General features: G+C 46.5%; 19 protein-coding genes. 9 read left to right on the top strand and 10 right to left on the bottom strand.

Going from position 1 to position 18,889, the window contains the following annotated elements:
- Positions 1 to 4: 4 nt before the first annotated feature.
- Positions 5 to 817: a DUF3108 domain-containing protein gene (locus FO447_RS12280; protein ID WP_117728219.1), complete on the top strand. Its 813-nt coding sequence runs from the start codon at positions 5 to 7 to the stop codon at positions 815 to 817.
- Positions 818 to 884: 67 nt separating this feature from the next.
- Here the strand turns inward: FO447_RS12280 and FO447_RS12285 are convergent, their stop codons facing one another.
- From FO447_RS12285 to FO447_RS12330, 10 genes are all read right to left on the bottom strand, one after another.
- Complete coding sequence (locus tag FO447_RS12285; RefSeq protein WP_200756553.1) at positions 885 to 1,841, bottom strand: sensor histidine kinase; 957 nt, start codon at positions 1,839 to 1,841, stop codon at positions 885 to 887.
- Between the two features lie 12 nt (positions 1,842 to 1,853).
- A complete protein-coding gene (locus tag FO447_RS12290) occupies positions 1,854 to 2,666 on the bottom strand; it encodes a hypothetical protein (protein WP_200756555.1) in 813 nt (270 codons plus the stop codon).
- An 89-nt stretch (positions 2,667 to 2,755) separates the two neighbouring features.
- On the bottom strand, positions 2,756 to 3,463 hold the full coding sequence (locus FO447_RS12295; RefSeq protein ID WP_022120513.1) for a response regulator transcription factor: 708 nt from the start codon (positions 3,461 to 3,463) through the stop codon (positions 2,756 to 2,758).
- A 267-nt stretch (positions 3,464 to 3,730) separates the two neighbouring features.
- A complete protein-coding gene (locus tag FO447_RS12300; protein WP_200756557.1) occupies positions 3,731 to 5,599 on the bottom strand; it encodes a 4-hydroxy-3-methylbut-2-en-1-yl diphosphate synthase in 1,869 nt (622 codons plus the stop codon).
- 52 nt (positions 5,600 to 5,651) lie between these two features.
- Positions 5,652 to 6,158, bottom strand: a complete 507-nt coding sequence (purE, locus tag FO447_RS12305; RefSeq protein ID WP_006848250.1) for a 5-(carboxyamino)imidazole ribonucleotide mutase — start codon at positions 6,156 to 6,158, stop codon at positions 5,652 to 5,654.
- Positions 6,159 to 6,183: 25 nt separating this feature from the next.
- Entirely contained in the window at positions 6,184 to 6,792 is a 609-nt protein-coding gene (locus FO447_RS12310) for a phosphatase PAP2 family protein (protein ID WP_006848251.1), read from the bottom strand.
- A gap of 82 nt (positions 6,793 to 6,874) precedes the next feature.
- Positions 6,875 to 8,398, bottom strand: a complete 1,524-nt coding sequence (gene rpoN / locus FO447_RS12315) for an RNA polymerase factor sigma-54 (RefSeq protein ID WP_119227806.1) — start codon at positions 8,396 to 8,398, stop codon at positions 6,875 to 6,877.
- Between the two features lie 2 nt (positions 8,399 to 8,400).
- Positions 8,401 to 9,045, bottom strand: coding sequence for a hypothetical protein (locus tag FO447_RS12320; RefSeq protein WP_022120516.1), 645 nt, complete (start codon positions 9,043 to 9,045; stop codon positions 8,401 to 8,403).
- Between the two features lie 865 nt (positions 9,046 to 9,910).
- Entirely contained in the window at positions 9,911 to 11,047 is a 1,137-nt protein-coding gene (locus FO447_RS12325; RefSeq protein WP_200756559.1) for a C1 family peptidase, read from the bottom strand.
- Positions 11,048 to 11,111: 64 nt separating this feature from the next.
- Positions 11,112 to 12,059, bottom strand: a complete 948-nt coding sequence (locus FO447_RS12330; protein WP_200756561.1) for a hypothetical protein — start codon at positions 12,057 to 12,059, stop codon at positions 11,112 to 11,114.
- 220 nt (positions 12,060 to 12,279) lie between these two features.
- On the opposite strand from FO447_RS12330, the gene FO447_RS12335 reads away from it, so the two are divergent.
- From FO447_RS12335 to FO447_RS12370, 8 genes are all read left to right on the top strand, one after another.
- On the top strand, positions 12,280 to 13,545 hold the full coding sequence (locus FO447_RS12335; protein WP_006848256.1) for a peptidase U32 family protein: 1,266 nt from the start codon (positions 12,280 to 12,282) through the stop codon (positions 13,543 to 13,545).
- Complete coding sequence (locus FO447_RS12340) at positions 13,545 to 13,976, top strand: SufE family protein (protein WP_006848257.1); 432 nt, start codon at positions 13,545 to 13,547, stop codon at positions 13,974 to 13,976. Before FO447_RS12335 ends, FO447_RS12340 begins: the two co-directional genes overlap by 1 nt.
- A 39-nt stretch (positions 13,977 to 14,015) precedes the next feature.
- Entirely contained in the window at positions 14,016 to 14,555 is a 540-nt protein-coding gene (locus FO447_RS12345; RefSeq protein ID WP_022120523.1) for an RNA methyltransferase, read from the top strand.
- A 207-nt stretch (positions 14,556 to 14,762) separates the two neighbouring features.
- Positions 14,763 to 15,932, top strand: a complete 1,170-nt coding sequence (locus tag FO447_RS12350) for an ATP-binding protein (RefSeq protein ID WP_200756563.1) — start codon at positions 14,763 to 14,765, stop codon at positions 15,930 to 15,932.
- A gap of 115 nt (positions 15,933 to 16,047) precedes the next feature.
- On the top strand, positions 16,048 to 16,200 hold the full coding sequence (locus FO447_RS12355) for a hypothetical protein (RefSeq protein ID WP_200756565.1): 153 nt from the start codon (positions 16,048 to 16,050) through the stop codon (positions 16,198 to 16,200).
- 214 nt (positions 16,201 to 16,414) lie between these two features.
- The gene (locus tag FO447_RS12360; RefSeq protein ID WP_200756567.1) at positions 16,415 to 16,672 is read left to right on the top strand and encodes a hypothetical protein; all 258 of its coding nucleotides are present in this window, start codon (positions 16,415 to 16,417) and stop codon (positions 16,670 to 16,672) included.
- Between the two features lie 99 nt (positions 16,673 to 16,771).
- On the top strand, positions 16,772 to 17,029 hold the full coding sequence (locus tag FO447_RS12365; RefSeq protein ID WP_200756569.1) for a hypothetical protein: 258 nt from the start codon (positions 16,772 to 16,774) through the stop codon (positions 17,027 to 17,029).
- Positions 17,026 to 18,876 carry a GLUG motif-containing protein gene (locus FO447_RS12370; protein ID WP_200756570.1) on the top strand — a complete coding sequence of 617 codons (1,851 nt, stop codon included), beginning with the start codon at positions 17,026 to 17,028 and terminating at the stop codon, positions 18,874 to 18,876. The genes FO447_RS12365 and FO447_RS12370 overlap by 4 nt, the downstream gene beginning before the upstream one ends.
- Positions 18,877 to 18,889 lie beyond the last annotated feature (13 nt).

Below are 18,889 nucleotides of genomic sequence, written 5' to 3' on the forward strand. Positions count from 1 at the left end.
AGTTATGAAAACGATTAAATCATTCGGGATTGCATTATTGCTACTTCTGGTCAGCACTACGGTGTCTGCCCAGTGTACCTTCCGTAATACAGCCTTCAAGTCAGGTGAGTTCCTTACTTACAATCTGTATTATAACTGGAAGTTTGTTTGGGTAAAAGCTGGTAATGCCAGTATGTCTATCGTCCAAACCACCCGTCATGGTAAGCCTGCTTATCGCGGTTCTCTTGTTACAAGAGGCAATAAGCGTGTAGATGATATCTTTGTGCTTCGCGACACTCTGCTCTGCTACAGCGGCACCGATTTGGCGCCTATGTATTTCCGTAAGGGAGCTCACGAGGGCAAGCGCTATACGGTAGATGAGGTATTCTACAGCTATTCTGGCGGTAGGTGTCATCTCAAACAGCACCGTCAGCAGCATGATGGTAAGCATGTATGGAAGAATGCCACCTACGATGATTGTGTTTTTGACATGATGAACATCTTCCTGCGTGCCCGCAGTTTCGATCCTGCCAACTGGAAGAAGGGTTATACCGTAAAATTCCCTATTGCTGATGGAAAGAACCGCACTCCAGCTCAGATAAAGTTTGATGGTAAGGTTACCATCAAGGCAGATAATGGTGTGAAGTACCGTTGCCTGCGTCTTGCCTATATGGAGTATGAGAATCGCAAGTATAAGAGAATCGTAGATTTCTATGTAACCGATGATGAGAATCATATTCCTATCCGTTTGGATATGTTCCTCAAGTTTGGTGCTGCCAAGGCATTCCTCGTAGGAATGAAGGGTGTGAGAAATCCGGTTTCTTCAATCGTGAAATAAGATAAAACAAAGCTCTCGGTGCATGATGCATCGGGAGCTTTGTTATTAATATGGCTGTGCAAGCTGATTATTTCGGCAGCGATATGGTGAACTCCGACCATTTGTCTTTTTCGCTCTTTACGCTTACTTTGCCGCCATGGGCATTGATTACCTGCAGCACGTAGTTCAGGCCGATACCGAAGCCGCCACGGGTCTTCCGGGCGTCTCTTTCGTGCTCAGCAGCACGCTCAAAGCGGTTGAAGATTGTTTTCATCTCACTTCTGGCTATGCCGATACCCTCATCGTATATCTTGATATATACATTTCTGTCATTCTCGGAGGTGGAAATCTGAATGTTGATTTCTTCCTTCGAGTATTTGGTGGCGTTATCTACTATATTGCTGATAGCCTCCTTCAGATATTCCTCATCTGCCAGTGCCGAAGTGGCTCCGAATAGGGTTGTGATATGAATCGGTTTCGCCGATTTCGCCTTGTATTTATCCACCACATCCTCTATCATCGCCTCCAGATTTATTTCAGCCTTCTGGATACTCAGTTTACCATGTTCCAGTTTTGAGATGGTAAGCAGGCGGTTGATGAGAGCAAGCAGATGCTGTGCCTCGTCTTCTACGATACAGAAATATTTCTCCTTCATTTCCGGCTTCTTCTCCAGTACGCCGCTGTGCAGATATTTGGTTCCCATGATGATAGAGGTGAGCGGCGACTTCATGTCGTGAACCATCGCATAGGAGAAGTCCTCGCGCAGCAGTCGAACCCTTTCCTGCTCATCGATATAGTTGATTTGGTCGATAAGGCTCAGAATAATGACCACCATGGTGAGTAGAGAAGTGAGCAGGGTGATGCGACTCTGGTAGAGTGCCGAGAAAAAGGCATGCGCCCTCACATCGGCTGCCAGACTCCATGGATTATCGTAGCCCATCTGGTGAACGCTCATTTGGAATGAGTTGTATATCCAGAAAAGTTGCATGCATAGTACGGCTACCAGTGCCATCGTACCGAGCATTTTGGTTCTATTTGCCTTCATAATCAGGTGGTTTTAGTATTCTTTTATTTCCTCATCCTCTTGTATCAGCAATGGTTCTATATTCTTCTTGAGAAGATAGAATCCATAGCCCATCATGCCCAGTCCCAGGATGCATACTAGGATGGTAACCCAGTTGCTGCCCAGGTTGAACGGAACCATATTGGATATGAGATAAACCGCAAATATAACGATGGAACTTCGGGTTTTGCAGTAAAGCCAGAAACCGTATAAGGTGCATGGGAGGGCTGCCAGGACGTAAAATATCCAGAGTGCCATTCCCTCGCCCGAACCTGCTGTCAGCGTAGTTGGCATAATCATGAGCAAATATACAAGCAGAACGATCCATTTCTTCTTTCCGCTTTTCAGAAGTTCTTCCAGAATGGCACCATAGAAAACGTAGGCTGAGATAAATGTGCTTACCAGCATCAGTGGGAGAATCTGGAAAAAGCCGAACTGGCTCATTTCTTTAGGTATAAAATGAATGCCTAAGTAGCTCATCAGGGCATAATAGGCGATGATAAAGCCCAGCATCGGCATAGAGCCGTAGAGCATGAGTTGCCATTTGCTCTCTGGCTTTACCTTGCCAAGCGTAAAACTCGAAAACTTGCCTTTATGAAAGGTAAACCAGATGATGAGTGTAGCTATCAGGGTGAAAGCTATGATGAAAGGAAACGTTTCTGTTGTAGTCATATCTCCCTTGCTGTTGCCTGGCATGTGATCACTACCTATATAGGCATAATACAGGCCAAAGCAGAAACCGCTTATCAGGATAGTGATGAAAAATTCAGCTATCAGGAGAAAGAAGTATAGTATCGCTTTTAACATATATGTTTGTCTTTAATAATCTGTTTTCTTTTCTATCATTCCGTATAGAGATGATTCGTTTTACTGATTTTCTGAGGCTTGAGATGCGTTTATTCTGCGATGAGTTTGAATCCCACACCTCTGATGGTTTTCAGTTCTACGCCCGGTTCGTCTTCCAGCGCTGTGCGGATTTTCTTGATGAATACATCCAAACTTCTGGAAGCAAAATAGTCTTTGTCTTCCACTCCCCAGAACCGGCTCAATACGGCTTCGCGGCGCACCACCTCGTTTTTGTTTACTGCCAGCAGTTCCAGAATCTTTGCCTCTCGTGCGGTGAGCATTTTCTGTTTACCATCCTGCGTATCTTTCAGAGTAGCATGGTCGGCATCTAGAATGTATTTACCCAGTTTTATCTGGTTGCTGGCGTTTTCGCTGCGAGCTCCGGCTTTCAGTTGGAGCAGGCTATGTATATGAGCATCAAGCTCTTCCGGAATAAACGGTTTCTTCACATAGTTGTTGGCCCCGGCGGCATAACCTGCCTTCAGGTCTTTCGGCGAGGTGAGTCCGGTGGTAAACAGAATTATGGTTTTTCCGTCAACCTCGCGTATTTTCTTTACCATTTCTATTCCGTCCATGATGGGCATGTCGATATCAGATACGATAACATCGGGCTGAAAGTCTTGCCACACCTTCAGTCCTTCTTTGCCGTTTACGGCGGTTTTCACCTCATATCCTCCGATGATATCTTCGAAGCAACTTTTCTCCATATAGGCGAGGTTTTCATCATCCTCTACCAGGAGCAGTTTAGTATTTGCCATAATCTTTTCTGTTTTTGATGATTACAGTTGCAAAGATACATTTTTTTTGTGAAAGAGCCATATAAAGAGGTGGAGATTAACTTAAAGATAACATTCATTCCTGAACTTTTGAAGGCACTATGGATTAGGAATGGGGAGTGATTAGGGGCGGGTATAAATTAGGCACGGATTACGCGGATTACACGGATTTATGGCGCAACTGCTAATAAACCATATCATAATCTCTAATAAAGAGTCGTGTAATCTGTGTAATCCGTGCCTAAATCATTATTGCTTGTCCGAGTCGATGAGGGCGAGTAGATGCTCTACTGCCACCTCCTGCGGAATATTCTTTTCTACGCAAACCTGCTTGCGGTAGAGGCTTACTCGGTTAGGACCGGCACCTACGTAGCCGTAATCGGCATCCGCCATTTCGCCTGGACCATTCACGATACAGCCCATGATACCTATCTTCAGACCCTTGAGATGCTTGGTTGCCTCCTTGATCTTGGCGATGGTTTCACGAAGGTCGTAGAGGGTTCTGCCGCATCCCGGACAACTGATATACTCGGTCTTGCTGGTGCGCAGACGGGCTGCCTGAAGTATTCCGAAAGCGGTTTCATCTATTGTCTGGGCAGGGATGTCTCCATTGTTCATCAGCCAGATACCATCGGTCAGACCATCAATCATCAAGGCTCCCATATCAGCAGCAGCCTCCAGCTGGAAGTCGCTCTTCTCCTCCTTGCCGTGCTGGTACATCTCGGCGAAAACCACAGGGTTCTTCAAGCCGGCATTCATCATCTCGTGAACCAATGCACGCTGGTCGCCCAGGCGGTTCTGATGATTGCTTACGCAGATAACCACCACCTCTGGATGAGCCTTCAGACAGGCGATATATTCCTCGGCAGGAGTTCCAAACTGCAGGGTGAGGAACTTCACGTCTGCCTTGATGCTGGCGATGAGCGGCATTGCCATGGCAGGGAAGATAGGGTAGAGCTTGGCACCAGTCGTCTCTGGCTTGCTGTTCAGCGTCTCGTAAACGTTGTAATCTACGATGTAGCTCTGGTCAGCCACAAACTGCTTAGGCATCTTGCCGCCGATGTAGATATAGTCTGGCGTAGCATCCTTGTTCTCACAAGCGGTGCTCTCGCCGTTGATTCGGTTGCTGATAACCACCGGAACGTTGCTGCCGCCGATATTGTCTACAGCCACGGTTTCGCGGCGGGTAGGGCGCAGCCAGTTGAATGAAGGACAAGCTGTGGCAGGAATCATCAGATGCCCCTTCTTCTTGCCGATGTAATCTACCAGATGGCGTGCCACAGGAATCTCTGCAGCCGGTTCCTCGCTCAGGCTTACACGAACGGTATCGCCGATGCCATCAGCCAGGAGGGCACCGATACCTACGGCACTCTTGATTCTGCCATCCTCGCCTTCGCCGGCTTCGGTTACGCCGAGGTGGAGTGGGTAGTTCATGCCTTCCTTCTCCATTTCTTCTACCAGGAGGCGCATGGAGCGAACCATCACAACGGTGTTGGATGACTTGATGCTGATAACCACATCGTGGAAATTCTCCTTCTTGCAGATGCGCAGGAACTCGAGACAGCTCTCTACGATGCCCTCTGGCGTATCGCCGTAGCGGTTACGGATGCGGTCGGAGAGTGAACCATGATTCACACCGATGCGGATGGCAGTATGATGCTCCTTGCAGATGTTGAGGAAAGGTACAAAGCGATCCTCAATCTTCTGAAGTTCGTGGGCATACTCCTCGTCGGTATATTCCTGCTTGATGAACTTGCGGGCAGGATCCACGTAGTTGCCAGGATTGACGCGCACTTTCTCACAATAGAGAGCAGCCACATCGGCAACGTTAGGATTGAAATGAACATCGGCTACGAGCGGAGTCTGATAGCCGTCGGCACGGATGCCGGCATTGATGTTTTTCATGTTCTCTGCCTCGCGGGAACCCTGAGTGGTGAAGCGCACCAGTTCGCCACCAGCCTTGATAATCTCCTCAGCCTGTCGCACGCAAGCCTCGGTATCATTGGTGTTGGTGGTGGTCATCGACTGAATGCGGATAGGATTATCGCCACCCAGGTCGATGGCTCCGATATGTGCCACAGAAGAGGCACGGCGGGTATAATTGAATAAATCTACCATAATATATAAGATAAGATATGCCCCAAAAGAATGGGGCATATCACATATTAGATTAATTACACTTGAAGTCGTATTTCACCTCAGCCAGGTCCTTGTTGGCCTTCTCGATCTTGGCACCGAGACCCGCCTTCCAAGCCTCTACCTTCTGAGCCACTTCCTCGTCGGCAAGGGCAATCATTTCAGCAGCGAGGATGGCAGCGTTCTGAGCCGCATTCACACCAACAGTAGCCACAGGAATGCCAGGAGGCATCTGGATGATGCTGAGCATGGCATCAAGACCATCGAGCATACCCTTGATAGGCACGCCGATTACTGGCAGAGGAGTAGATGCTGCGATAACACCAGGAAGGGCGGCAGCCATACCGGCAGCGGCGATGATAACCTTCACGCCACGCTCCTTGGCTCCCTTGGCGAATGACTCTACTGCATCTGGAGTGCGGTGAGCAGAGAGGGCATTAACCTCGAAAGGAATCTGGTTGTCGTTCAACCACTTACATGCTTTTTCCATAACAGGCAGATCGCTTGTACTGCCCATAATAATGCTTACTAATGGTTTCATTTCTTCTTATATTTTATTATAAACTTTATATTACCAAAATAGCACAGGCGGTGCCTATCAGAAATCCTGCAACTACCTGTGACAGCGTATGTTGTCGGAGTATCATGCGGGCACTTCCTACTGCGCCTGCCATCATCAGCACAAGGCAGAGCCACCACAGCGGATTGAAATTGAAGGCTACAGAATAAGACACCAGAGCTCCTGCCACACCTCCGATGGCTGCCGTATGGGTGCTGATCTTCCACCATACATTGATGAAGGCGCAAATCATCTGTATCGCCAGCGCTACCACTACGATGATACTGATGACGCGAGGCGTATTGCGGTATTCCATCCAGAAAAAACAGCCGAAGTAACATACGATAGAGAGGATGTAAGGCACAATACGACGCTCCTTCTTGCCCAGCTCACGCGAGGTCCAGCCTTGAACCATGCGGTAGAGGTGGATGAGTAGCGATGGAGCTACGACGGTCAGGAGGTAGACCATGCCCAGCATCACCAGTTTGTATCCTATCGGTAACAGCGACATATAACTGAAGATGAACAGAGCAATCAGTCCTACCATCGGCAGATAGAAGGGCGTGAAGATCATGCTCATGATGCGTGCTGTCAATATGATATTCTTCTCTTTCATAACACTAATAACGTATATATTCTTTTTATCTCTCAAATATTTTGTGGTGGGCCCCGGTTTCTTCCTGACTCATACCACTATCTTATTTTCTGAGTCGTGCCACCGGTATGCCCAGTTGCTCCCTATATTTTGCCACCGTACGTCGCGCGATAGGGAATCCCTTCTCCTTCAGCAGTTTGGCAAGTGCATCATCGCTGATTGGCTTTTTCTTGTCTTCTTTCTCGATGATGTCGTGCAGGGCAATCTTGATTTTGCGGGTAGACATCTCTTCGCCGTCTTCAGTGGTGTAGCTGTCTGTGAAGAAGAACTTCAGCGGGAAGGTGCCCCATTTAGTCTGGGCATACTTCACGTTGCTCACTCTCGAGATGGTACTGATGTCCAGTCCCGTGCGTTCTGCTACATCCTTCAGGATCATCGGTTTCAGGTCAGCCTCGTCTCCATCCAGGAAGAACTGCCGCTGTATGTCGATAATTGCCTTCATGGTGACAATGAGGGTATGTCTTCTCTGCTTGATGGCTTCGATGAATCCCTGTGCCTTGTCTACCTTTTCCTTGGCGTAGAGCAGGGCTTCCTTGTCGCTCCGGCTCATCTTGTCTTTATGCTTCCTGTAGGTGTCAATCATGTCGGTGAATGATGGCGAAACCGTCAGTTGCGGAATGTTGCCACGGTTCAGCGAGAATGTAATCGTTCCGTCGTCATTGGTGTCGATGATGAAGTCGGGGGTAATCTGCTGCATGTTTCTTCCCTCTGTTTCGCCCATCGATGCGCCCGGTTTCGGGTTCAGCTTTCTGATTTCTGCCTGCAGGGTTTCTACCTGTGTATCGTTCAGTTCCAGTCCTGCCTTGATCTTGTCCCAATGTTTCTTGGTAAACTCGTCAAAATAGTCGGTAAACACCTCTTCCATCGTCTTGCGGAGCACACCTCTCGGCAGTCTCTTAACCTGCAGCAGAAGGCATTCCTGCAGACTTCTTCCTCCTACACCGGCTGGGTCGAAGGTCTGTAGAATATGGAGCACGTGCTCGATGTCTTTTTCCGTAACATTGATGTTGTGATAGATAGCGAGTTCATCGCAGATGCTGTCCAGGTCCTTGCGGAGCAGTCCGTCGTCATCCAGTGAACCTATGAGATATTCCATTACTTCCTTCTCCTTGTCGCTGAGCGGCTGCATGTCCATCTGTTCCTTCAGCTTATCATAGAAAGAGGTGGTGTCGCCGTAAACCATTTCTTCGTAGTCAGCGCTGTCCTGGTTGTTGTATCTGTCTGTATTGTAGTCAGGCATCTGGTCGTCTTTTCCGATGCTTTCCAGTGCCTGGTCCAGTTCGTCTTTTCTTTCTTCTTTTTCAGATTCAGCCTCGTAGGCATCCTCATCGCTGCTGTTGTCGTACTCATCATCTGCGGGCGAATCATCATTGGCGACATTCTCGTTGAGCATGTCGTCTGGGTTCTCGCTTTCCAGAGCGGGATTATCGTCCAGTTCTGCATTGATACTGTCTTCCAGTTCCGTGAGCGGCATTTCCAACAGTTTCACCTGCAGCATCTGCTGGGCTGAAAGTCTTTGAAGTTGCTGTAACTTCTGTGCCTGTGTCTGTATGAGTTTTTGAGCCATAATTACTTAAAGTATTCTTTTAGTTCGTTGGCAAGCTGGTAAAGCCTGTCTGGATTTCCGTTTCCGTATTGGTGCCAGATGTCGCTGCATGCTTCTAGCAGCGGGTGTATCAGCACATCTTCGCGGTTGAGATAGGGGTCGCAGTACATGAATACGCCCATCGCCTCGGCAATGACCTTCGGTGATGTCCTGATGAGTTTTCCCAGGTCGATGATTTCCGGTGTTTCCGGCACCATGGTGATTGGTGTGAGCTGGAAGTAGAGATCGAGGATGATGATGAGTTTCACGGGGGTGAGCGATGGTTCACTTTCCAGTGGTTCCCAGTTTTTCTCGAATGTTTCCTTCACTTCCACTCCCTCGAAGAACTGTATGGCGTTTCCGCAGCCGTTCATCTGCCTGATGCGCTGTATATCGCGCTTCAGTTTCTGTGGCTTATCGGCATACTTCTCCCATAGTCGCTTGATTCTCGGAGTCACCATTCTGAGTTTGAACATCTGTTCGTGCAGAAACTCAGGTGGAATATGCAGTTCCAGGCTCAAGTCGACCATCCCTTTCGAATAGAGAGGTTTCACGCCCATGGGCTTCTTCTGGTACAGCTGCAACAGCAGGAGCCAGTATTCTTCGTTCCAAAGAGGATGTCTTGCCATAATTTCCTATCTTTATATATCTTCTGCAAAATTACGACTTTTCGTTGGTAAAACAAAATAATTTGGCGGTTATTTTTTCTCAAACTGAACTTTCTCCAGTCTAGGAGTAAATGAGTTAAGTACTTTAAGGAGTTATGGCTATAGTCTTTGGCAAAGTTTTTATGTAGTAATACATATGTCCTAGCTCCTTTACCTAGGGGATAAAATAAAGAGCGCAACTTCGAATGATTTCGAAATTGCGCTCTTCTAATACGATATTCCCAAATTTCTCATAACTCAAGGGCTTTTTGTTACCCTTTCCATTACGGAGCCCGAAGCAGCAATTCTGCTCAGGCGTCATCTTTGGTTATCCCATACATTTGGATCTTTTTACCTTCAACTCACCTGTTGAAATTATCCTGTTAATCCTTGAATAAACAATCTTTAAATTTACCTTTAAACTAAAACCTAATAAAAAAACAACTAACAATCTTAAACCTAAAAACCTAATAACCTAAACTTTTTGTCGTCCTTGAATAAACAATCTTTTCTTTACCTTAACTAATACCGTTTCTCTGAATAAACAATCTTAAATTTACCTTTAAACTAACTAATAACCTAAAACAACTAACAATCTTAACCTAAAAACCTAATAACCTTTTTGTCTTATTGACGATGCAAAGGTACGACGATTTTCCGAACCCACCAAATGTTTTAAGAGAAAATCACATAAAAAAGCCTCTTTTTTGATATAAATCAACTACGTGTGTGCGCACACACGTGCTATTTAACAGCTATTTGATGTATGTCAACCATTTTAACACATTTCTTATGTCTGAAGCCTGTTTGGGAGCTTATTCCTGATTATAGTTAAGCTTATACCTTATTATATATAGAGGAGGTTTATGCTGTCTTTGGGAGATGAGTAAGGTACGACTAATCGCACTGACCGGTCGTACAGATATGCCTCTTCGCTCATGGATACGGCGATGGTCTTGAGGCGCAGATAGTCTTCCGATAGGTAGATGAGTCCCTTGTTGCCCCAGTTCTTGCCCCATGAATTGCAGCAGACGTAGAATCTCTGCTTGCCTTTCATGAAGGTACCTATGATTTCCATCACATGGTCATCGGTGGTGCGAAGCTGTTCAAACTCCTTCTGTCGCGATGCCTGGGTCACGGGGCGTTCCATCGGCTGTATGTCTACACAGTTCTTCCTTGGTTCCTTGAAGCCAGGTTCGCTGATGTCACCTTCCCAGCATACCGGGTGTCCTTTTTCTACCGCCTTCCTGATGTGGAGCATCAGCTCGTCGAGCGGAAGGTTCAGATAGGCATCGTGCATCCGGTTATTGGGAATCTCGAGCGCAAAGTATTCTCTGTAAGGATGATGCGAGAAACTGGTGAGCGATACATACTCCTCGGGATAGCATACGCTGTGGGCAAACTCTTGAGGGGTATATTCGGCACCCAGCATGTGTACGGCCTTGGCAGGCATGTAGCCTATTTCTGCGTCAAACAGGTCGTTCAGTTCCTCCTTGAGCTGGCTGATGCCCGCTTTCTGCGAGATGGCGCCATCGCACAGTTTCTGCACCTTGCGGCAGAGCACCTTGTAGTTCACGTGCTTCGGATCTTCATAGCTGTCGTAAGGTTGTGCACCATACTTATCTATATAATGTATCAGCATCGGGGCAGTACCGCGCAGGCTGATGTTCTTCTTTCCCTGTGCAAAGTAATATTCCAGTGCCTGTTCTTCCAGCATCATGCGGGCTATGTAGGCGATGGAGAGATTCACGGAATCCCCCTTCATGATGTGCTCGCTTTCGATGGTGGCAAGCATGCCGTATGCCCAGCAGAGTTCGCTGTTGCCCTGGTCCTTGACGGGCGTAGTACTGATCAGGTGGATATGCTCCGGAAGATAATCCTCGCCTCCACCTGTCTCTGAGATACCGGATCGCTGCTGTCTGTATCCGCAGCCGGCGAATACAAGCAGAGCGAGTCCTATGGTTATAATGTTCTTTCTTTCCATGCCGCAAAAATACAAAAAAGATTTTAATCTGTGGCATTAATCTTTCTTAAAACGCCATGGGTTATTAAAATTTCTTGTCATAGCCTGATGCTGGAATCTCCGGCTGGTTGACTGTGAACGACATGTTGTTAGGGTAGGTGTAGAGCGGACCGGTATAGGTTGTCTTCTTTCCGATAACCAGGTGTACGTTGTCAAAGTTGACGGTCTTTACTGCTTTTCCTTCTTTGTCCTTTCCAGTAGTTGTTATATGAATGTCGGTTACATCATTGTCGGTCAGAAGGGTGTAGAGGGTGAATTTGATGTATGGGTTCTGGTATTCTTTGGGGTCGAAAGTCCAACTTCGGGTGATGGTAGCCTTTTCTTTGCAGAATCCGGTAGAAGGATTGAACACTGTACCGCAGCTTCCGCTTATCGTGATATCCTGCGTATTGGTAGTAAGAGGCATCGGGTCGGTAGCTTCCAGTCTGAAACAGCTGACGGCACGTTTCAGCGAAACATTCTGTGTTACGGCTTTGCTGCCCGATTCCACCTTGATACCCTGCAGGGTATACGCCATATCGCGTACGATATTGTTGGCAAAGGTCATTTCATATCTTGATTTTACTTCGATTCGTTCTTCCTGCTGCAAATCAGTTTTTGCTGCTACGGCAACGAGCGTGTATTCTCCTGCCGGCACCTGCAGGCTGACGTTTCCGAATTCGGCATCCCAGTTTTCCTGTCTTACGGTATAGCCGGCAGTAGTTTCATCTCCTTTCGGAATGAGACATACTTGCAGATCTGTGTAGAGGTTTGCATCCTTGAGCGATTTCTCGCTCCCGTCGGCTCTCGTTCTGGCAAGATTGCTCTCTTCATCCTGACCGATAGGTACAATGGAGCTTTCGAAGAAGCAGAATCTTACTTCTTGGTTCTTGACTTGTGGTGTTGTTTCAAGCATCACGTTTTCTTGTGTGCAACTAACCATTGTGGTCATTGCCAGGAACAGAATCATTCCTGAGGTAAAAACATTCTTCATCTGCTTTCACTTTGATTAATAATACCAGCCGTAAGACTGGATAGGATTCATATAAAAAGAAGTATATCCTAGGGATATATTCTTATTTATAGGCAAATATAGACAAATAATCGCGATTGATTTGTCAATATAATCGAATTTCTGTCATTTTTTCTCCATTTTTCTGTGTTTTGTCTTCATTTTGGTGTAACTTTGTACCCGAAAAAAGATAATTGCATTCATGAATACAAAGATAAACGAATTTGAAGTGATGGCACCTGTGGGCTCACGCGAGTCACTGGCTGCTGCCATACAGGCTGGTGCCGACTCCGTATACTTTGGTATCGGCAAGTTGAACATGCGTTCCCATTCAGCCAACCATTTTACTATCGATGATTTGCGTGAGATAGCTGCTACCTGCAACGAGCATGGTATCAAGACCTATCTCACCGTCAATACTGTTATCTACGATAACGACATCCCAACGATGAAGGAAATCATCGATGCTGCCAAGGAGGCTGGCATCTCTGCCGTCATCGCCAGCGATGTGGCTGTAATGAGCTATTGCAATGAAGTGGGCGAGGAAGTTCACTTATCCACACAGTTAAATATCTCAAACACAGAGGCTTTGAAGTTTTATGCACGCTTTGCTGATGTTTCCGTACTGGCACGTGAATTGAACATGGACCAGGTGAAGCACATCCATGAGCAGATAGAGCAGCAGAACATCTGCGGACCTATGGGCAAGCAGATCCGCATCGAAATGTTCTGTCATGGTGCTCTGTGCATGGCTGTATCGGGCAAGTGCTACATGAGTCTCGCTAATGCCAACCGCTCTGCCAACCGTGGCGAGTGTGTGCAGATTTGCCGCCGCAGCTATACTGTTACAGATAACGAAACTGGCAACCAGCTTGAAATCGACAACAAGTATGTGATGAGTCCGAAGGACCTGAAGACCATCCGCTTCATCGACCGCATGATGGATGCCGGTGTGCGCGTCTTCAAGATAGAAGGCCGTGCCCGTGGTCCTGAATACGTATATACCGTAGTGAAATGTTATAAGGAGGCGATAGCTGCCGTGCTCGACGGAACCTTTACCGAGGAGAAGAAGGATGAGTGGGATGAGAAACTCGCCACCGTCTTCAACCGTGGTTTCTGGGACGGCTATTACCAGGGGCAGACTCTCGGTGAATGGAACAAGCATTACGGTTCCGTAGCTACCGAGAAGAAGGTGCTAGTGGGCAAGGTGATGAAATATTTCTCTAAGTTGGGTGTGGCAGAAGTAGCCGTAGAGGCATCTACCTTCGACAAGGGCGAGAAACTGCTGATTACGGGTAACACCACCGGTGTGATGTATCTCCATGCCGATGAAATCCGCTACGACCTGAAACCGGTAGAGACAGCGCAGCAGGGCTGGAGAGTTTCCATCCCTGTACCAGATAAGGTACGCCCTAACGACAAGCTCTATAAGTTGATTACAGTAAACGAAATTAAAGAAATAAAATAATGGCAACAATTAATGAATTGCAGGATGAAGTAGTAGAGGAGTTCCAGGATTTCACCGACTGGATGGACAAGTATCAGATGCTCATTGACTTGGGCAACGAGTTGGCTCCTCTCGATGAGAAATACAAGAACGAGCAGAACCTTATCGACGGCTGCCAGAGCCGCGTATGGTTGCAATGCGATTATGTAGATGGCAAGCTCGTATTCACTGCCGATAGCGATGCGCTCATCGTAAAGGGTATCATCGCCCTCCTCATCCGTGTGTTGAGCGGTCATACCCCAACCGAGATTATGGATGCCGACCTCTATTTCGTAGAGAAAATTGGTCTGAAAGACCATTTGAGTCCAACCCGCAGCAATGGTCTTCTGGCGATGATCAAGCAGATTCGCATGTACGCCCTTGCCTACAAGACCAAGGAGGCAGAGGCTTAACCGCCTCTGATTCTATTATATATAATAAGGTATATTATAATGCGCAAATTAAGAACGATAGAGATGAACCGCCTCACCCTGGAGGAATTCAAGGAAGCCGAGAAGCTGCCCCTGATAGTGGTCCTGGATGATGTGCGTTCATTATATAATGTAGGAAGTGTTTTCCGTTCCTGCGATGCCTTCCGTGTAGAGGCGGTGTATCTCTGCGGAATCACCGCCACCCCTCCCAATGTCGAGATTCATAAGACGGCATTGGGTGGCGAAGACAGCGTGGATTGGGAATACTTCAAGACTACCGAAGAGGCTGTAGAGAAGCTGAAGCAGAAAGGCTACTTTGTATATAGCATCGAGCAGGTAGAAGGCTCCACCAAGCTCCAGAACCTGCCTGAGGCTCACCCTTCCCTCTCCAAAGGCTACGCCGTGATTTTCGGTAACGAGGTGAAGGGAGTCAAGCAGAACATCGTGGATATGAGCGATGGCTGTCTGGAGATTCCCCAGTTCGGTACCAAGCATTCCCTGAATGTCAGTGTCACCGCCGGTATTGTAGTCTGGGAGTTTGCCAAACTCCTGAAACTATAAGTTGAGTTCGTGCCAAACTTGCGTTTTTTGCCAAGTTTGGCACGAACTCATTTGGTAATGCAATGTGTAAAAATCCCCCAATGAGGGATAAAAATGATTAAATTCATCCCTCAATGAGGGAACTTTTCGAAAGAATTCATCCCTCATTGAGGGATTATTTGTATCTTTGCTGCAGTTTTAAACGATATTCATCTAAAAGAGCAAGATATGATAGACAATAAACTTTATGAATACATGGCGGAGTTATTGAAACGTACTCCGCTTGATTTCATCAGATATAAATATGATGAAATCAACTGGAATGGACGATTAGTAGGTATCGTTGGTCCGCGAGGTGTTGGAAAATCCACCATGATACTTCAGCGCATCAAGCTGTCTAAGGAAGGCCATCACCTGTATGTGTCTGCCGACAATATCTATTTTTCAAATCATTCCTTGATTGACTTTGCTGACGAGTTTATCAAGGAGGGTGGTACACATCTTTATATAGATGAAATTCACAAGTATGCCGGTTGGAGCAGAGAACTGAAGCAAATTTACGACATGCACCCATCCCTGAACCTTATCTTTACCGGTTCATCGGTCTTGGATATCAAGAAGGGCGAAGCTGATCTGAGTCGTCGGGCGCTGATGTATATGATGCAAGGCTTGTCGTTCAGGGAATACTTGCAACTTTTTGAAGGCATCAAGACCAGAGTTTTCAGTCTCGACGAAATACTCAATCACCAGGTAGAGATTCCGGGGTTGGACCATCCATTGCCTGTTTTCAGAGCGTACCTCGACCATGGCTATTACCCATTTGCCATAGAGGGAGATTTTACGCAAAGAATGCTGCAGGTGATAGACCAGACGGTAGAAGTTGACATTCCGCAATATGCTGATATGAAAGCTTCAACAGCACGCAAGCTGAAGCGTATGCTCATTATTCTTTCCGGGTTGGCTCCCTATAAGCCAAGCGTAGATAACCTCGCCACAGAAATAGGGGTAAGTAAGAACAACGTGCCTGATTATCTCGTCTATCTGGAGCGTGCAGGAATGATAGGTCTGCTCAGAGATGATACTTCGGGTATGCGCAATCTGGGGAAGGTGGAAAAAGTTTATGTCGATAACCCAAGTCTGATGTCAGTACTCACCTCTAATCCCAACATAGGAAACATAAGGGAAACTTTCTTCTACAATCAGATGAGAGAAAAGCAAGACGTTACTTCCTCCAGGGTTTCCGACTTTACCATTGGTGATTATACCTTTGAGATTGGCGGAAGGAAGAAAGGTAAAAAGCAGATAGAGGATGTAAAAAACGGACGTATCGTAAAAGACGATATAGAGACGGGGCATGGAATCATCATCCCTCTCTGGTACTTCGGAATGAATTATTAGAGTCGTGAACTTGCGAAACTTCAGAATAAAGAAACTTTACACCCCTGGCTTTCGGAAAGAGAATTTCGAGAAGCAGGAAGACTGGCGCACCGGCGGGGGGACACCATATTGAATCATGGTTATCCTGTCGCGCTCGCTGGATATTTCCAAGAACGAGTTGGCACGCTACTTCACTTCATTCCTAAACTCCACCTTCCGCCTCTGGCTTGCCGAGGTACGTTTTGTGGCTTCTCTGCCTGCCCCTATCTGTACCGCATTTTCAAGTTAAAGGATGGCTGTACTCCTGCCGAATGGCGGGAGAAAATGGCTGAAAATGTAGCCGCAGAGGATAAAATGTAGGATTAACCATTTTTCGATAAATGCCAGGAAAACACATCGCGAAATGAAAAAATACGTTAAAAAAGGTGTCGCATTCATAGGAATGCGACACCTAAACAGAGGAATGCGACACCTTTTTTGAAAAAAAACACTATCCATGCACCATGGAAAATATAATTCAGACTTTCATGAAAGAGGAACAGGCTATTCTTATAGTGGCATTGTGTCTTCTGTTGTTCGCCATAGTCATGGGCTATGCCATGGTTCAAGACTACAGGATATATCTTGATGAAAATTACAAGGCTCGCTACAGCTTCTGTGATTTCATCAAGAGAGAAAGATTCTATATCTATCTGTTTCTCGGACAGGCTTTCGTCATCATCCTGGGAATGACAGTATATCTGATGGCAATGAGAGAATAGGTGCTTCGGTGGATAATGCCGCTGCATAGTGGCAAGATTTGGCTGAATGCGCAAAAGTATTTATTTTTACAAGAAATTATTAATTCAAAAACAAAAAATATGAAAAAGAATTTTGTAAAATCGAGATGGTTTTTCACGATGCTCTTGTTCGTGACAACCATGATTATGCCATCCATGATGTTGGCGAAAAGTATTCCTCTAGCCATACCGGAAGGTAAAGGCACCGTAGACGAACCATATCAAATTAGTAACCGAGCCGAACTTTATTGGTTTGCAGGTCTGGTGAATGGTACGCTTCCAGACGGGGGGGAAAGAATTTATCTGCCAATGCAATCCTCACGGCAAACATTATCGTGAACACAGGCGTTCTTGACGCAAATAAAAATCTGGTAAGCAAAAGCGACCTTACAGAATGGAAACCTATTGGTGCTCGTTGGTCTTCATATACTGGCACCTTTGATGGCCAGGGATACACCATCAGCGGATTGTATTTCAATAATCCTACCTCATCTTATGTTGGCTTGTTTGGCAGCATAGGAGCCAACGGCAAGATTTCCAACGTAGGAGTTTTGGATTCATATTTTCAGTTCAGTGAGCTTGGGGGAGGTGTATGCGGAGTGAATTATGGCACTGTCAGAGATTGCAAAAATACAGGTTCTGTCAGAGGATTAGCAGCAATAGGCGGCGTGTGCGGATTAAATGAAAAAGGCGGAATAATAGAAAACAGCTTTAATGAAGGCACTGTCAGCGGAACAGGTGATAATGTTCAACAAGTCGGTGGCGTGTGCGGCTATAACAATGGCACAATCAAAAGCTGCTATAACACAGCTTCTGTAAGCGGACAAAATTCTGTCGGCGGCGTGTGCGGCTTAAACTCGCGTGGTATAATAACAAATTGCTTTAATGAAGGCACTGTAAGCGGACAAACTTTTGTCGGCGGCGTGTGCGGAAATGGCTGTGGTGTTACAACAACAAATTGCTTTAATGGAGGCATTGTCAGCGGACAAAGTCACGTCAGCGGCGTGTGCGGATATGACTATAACTATGATGGTACATTAACAAATTGCTATTATCTTAGTGACACAGCCAAAGGCGGTATAAACGGAAAAGATGTGAGTGGCAAGGCAGAGGGAAAGTCCATAGAGCAGTTTAAGAGCGGTGAGGTGGCTTATTTGCTCAACGGAAGTACATCAGAAGGCGAACTGGCTTGGTACCAGAAACTAGGCACAGATGCTTATCCTGTACTGACAGCTACAAAGGGTAATACAGTATATAATGGATCATTCCGTTACTGTGACAATACGGCTGCCTCATATAGCAACAGCACTTCTGAGGATGTGCTGGTTCACCAAATGTCTGCCACCTTGGCAAGTCCTGAACATGACGCCGACAAACACATCTATCACATGGACTGCCGCAACGAGGGCTGTACTCTGCATAAGTATGTAGCAGACAAGGCTGGAAACATCGAGGTAACAAAGGATGCAAACAACAAGTTTGTGGCTACCGAAGATCTGACACTTGCCGACGGCGAGGACTTCAAGGACTATGAGCCATTCATATCCAAGACCATCTCTTATAGCCGAGATATCCCTAAAGGTTCTACCTGGGGAACGCTCTGCTTGCCTTTCGCCATTGACCAGAGCCAGGTAAAAGAATGTAAGTTCTATAGTCTTACAGGTATTGATAATGATTGTATCACTCTTGAGAGTTATGAAGAGGGCATAATCCCTGCCGGCACTCCGGTGCTCTTCAAGATGAATGAGGGTAAGACATCACTTAGTCTTTCTGCAAGCAATGCAGAAATTGCAACTGCCCCAACTGTAGCTGGAACAAACACAGATGTCAACCTCGTAGGTTCATTCACCAAGATTGGCGGCAAAGACAATAAGGGTCTTGACAAAAACGACTACATCATTGGTAAGAATAAGTTCTGGCGTGTCTCTGACTTGGATGATGGCAATCGCGTGGGCATCAAACCGATGCGTGCATACATCCATCCTGCCAATGAATATCTGGCAAGAGCAGCCATGCTGAGCATCGGAAAGGGTGATGGCACTACTGCCATTGACAACCTCAACGCTATCAGCAACGATGCCAATGCAGAATACTATGATGCGAATGGTCGTCGTACCAATGGTCTGCAGAAGGGTCTGAACATCGTGAAGCGTGGCAGCAAGACTTATAAAATCATGGTTAAGTAAAGAATTTTAAAAT

It is taken from the genome of Segatella copri (assembly GCF_015074785.1).
Classification (GTDB): domain Bacteria; phylum Bacteroidota; class Bacteroidia; order Bacteroidales; family Bacteroidaceae; genus Prevotella.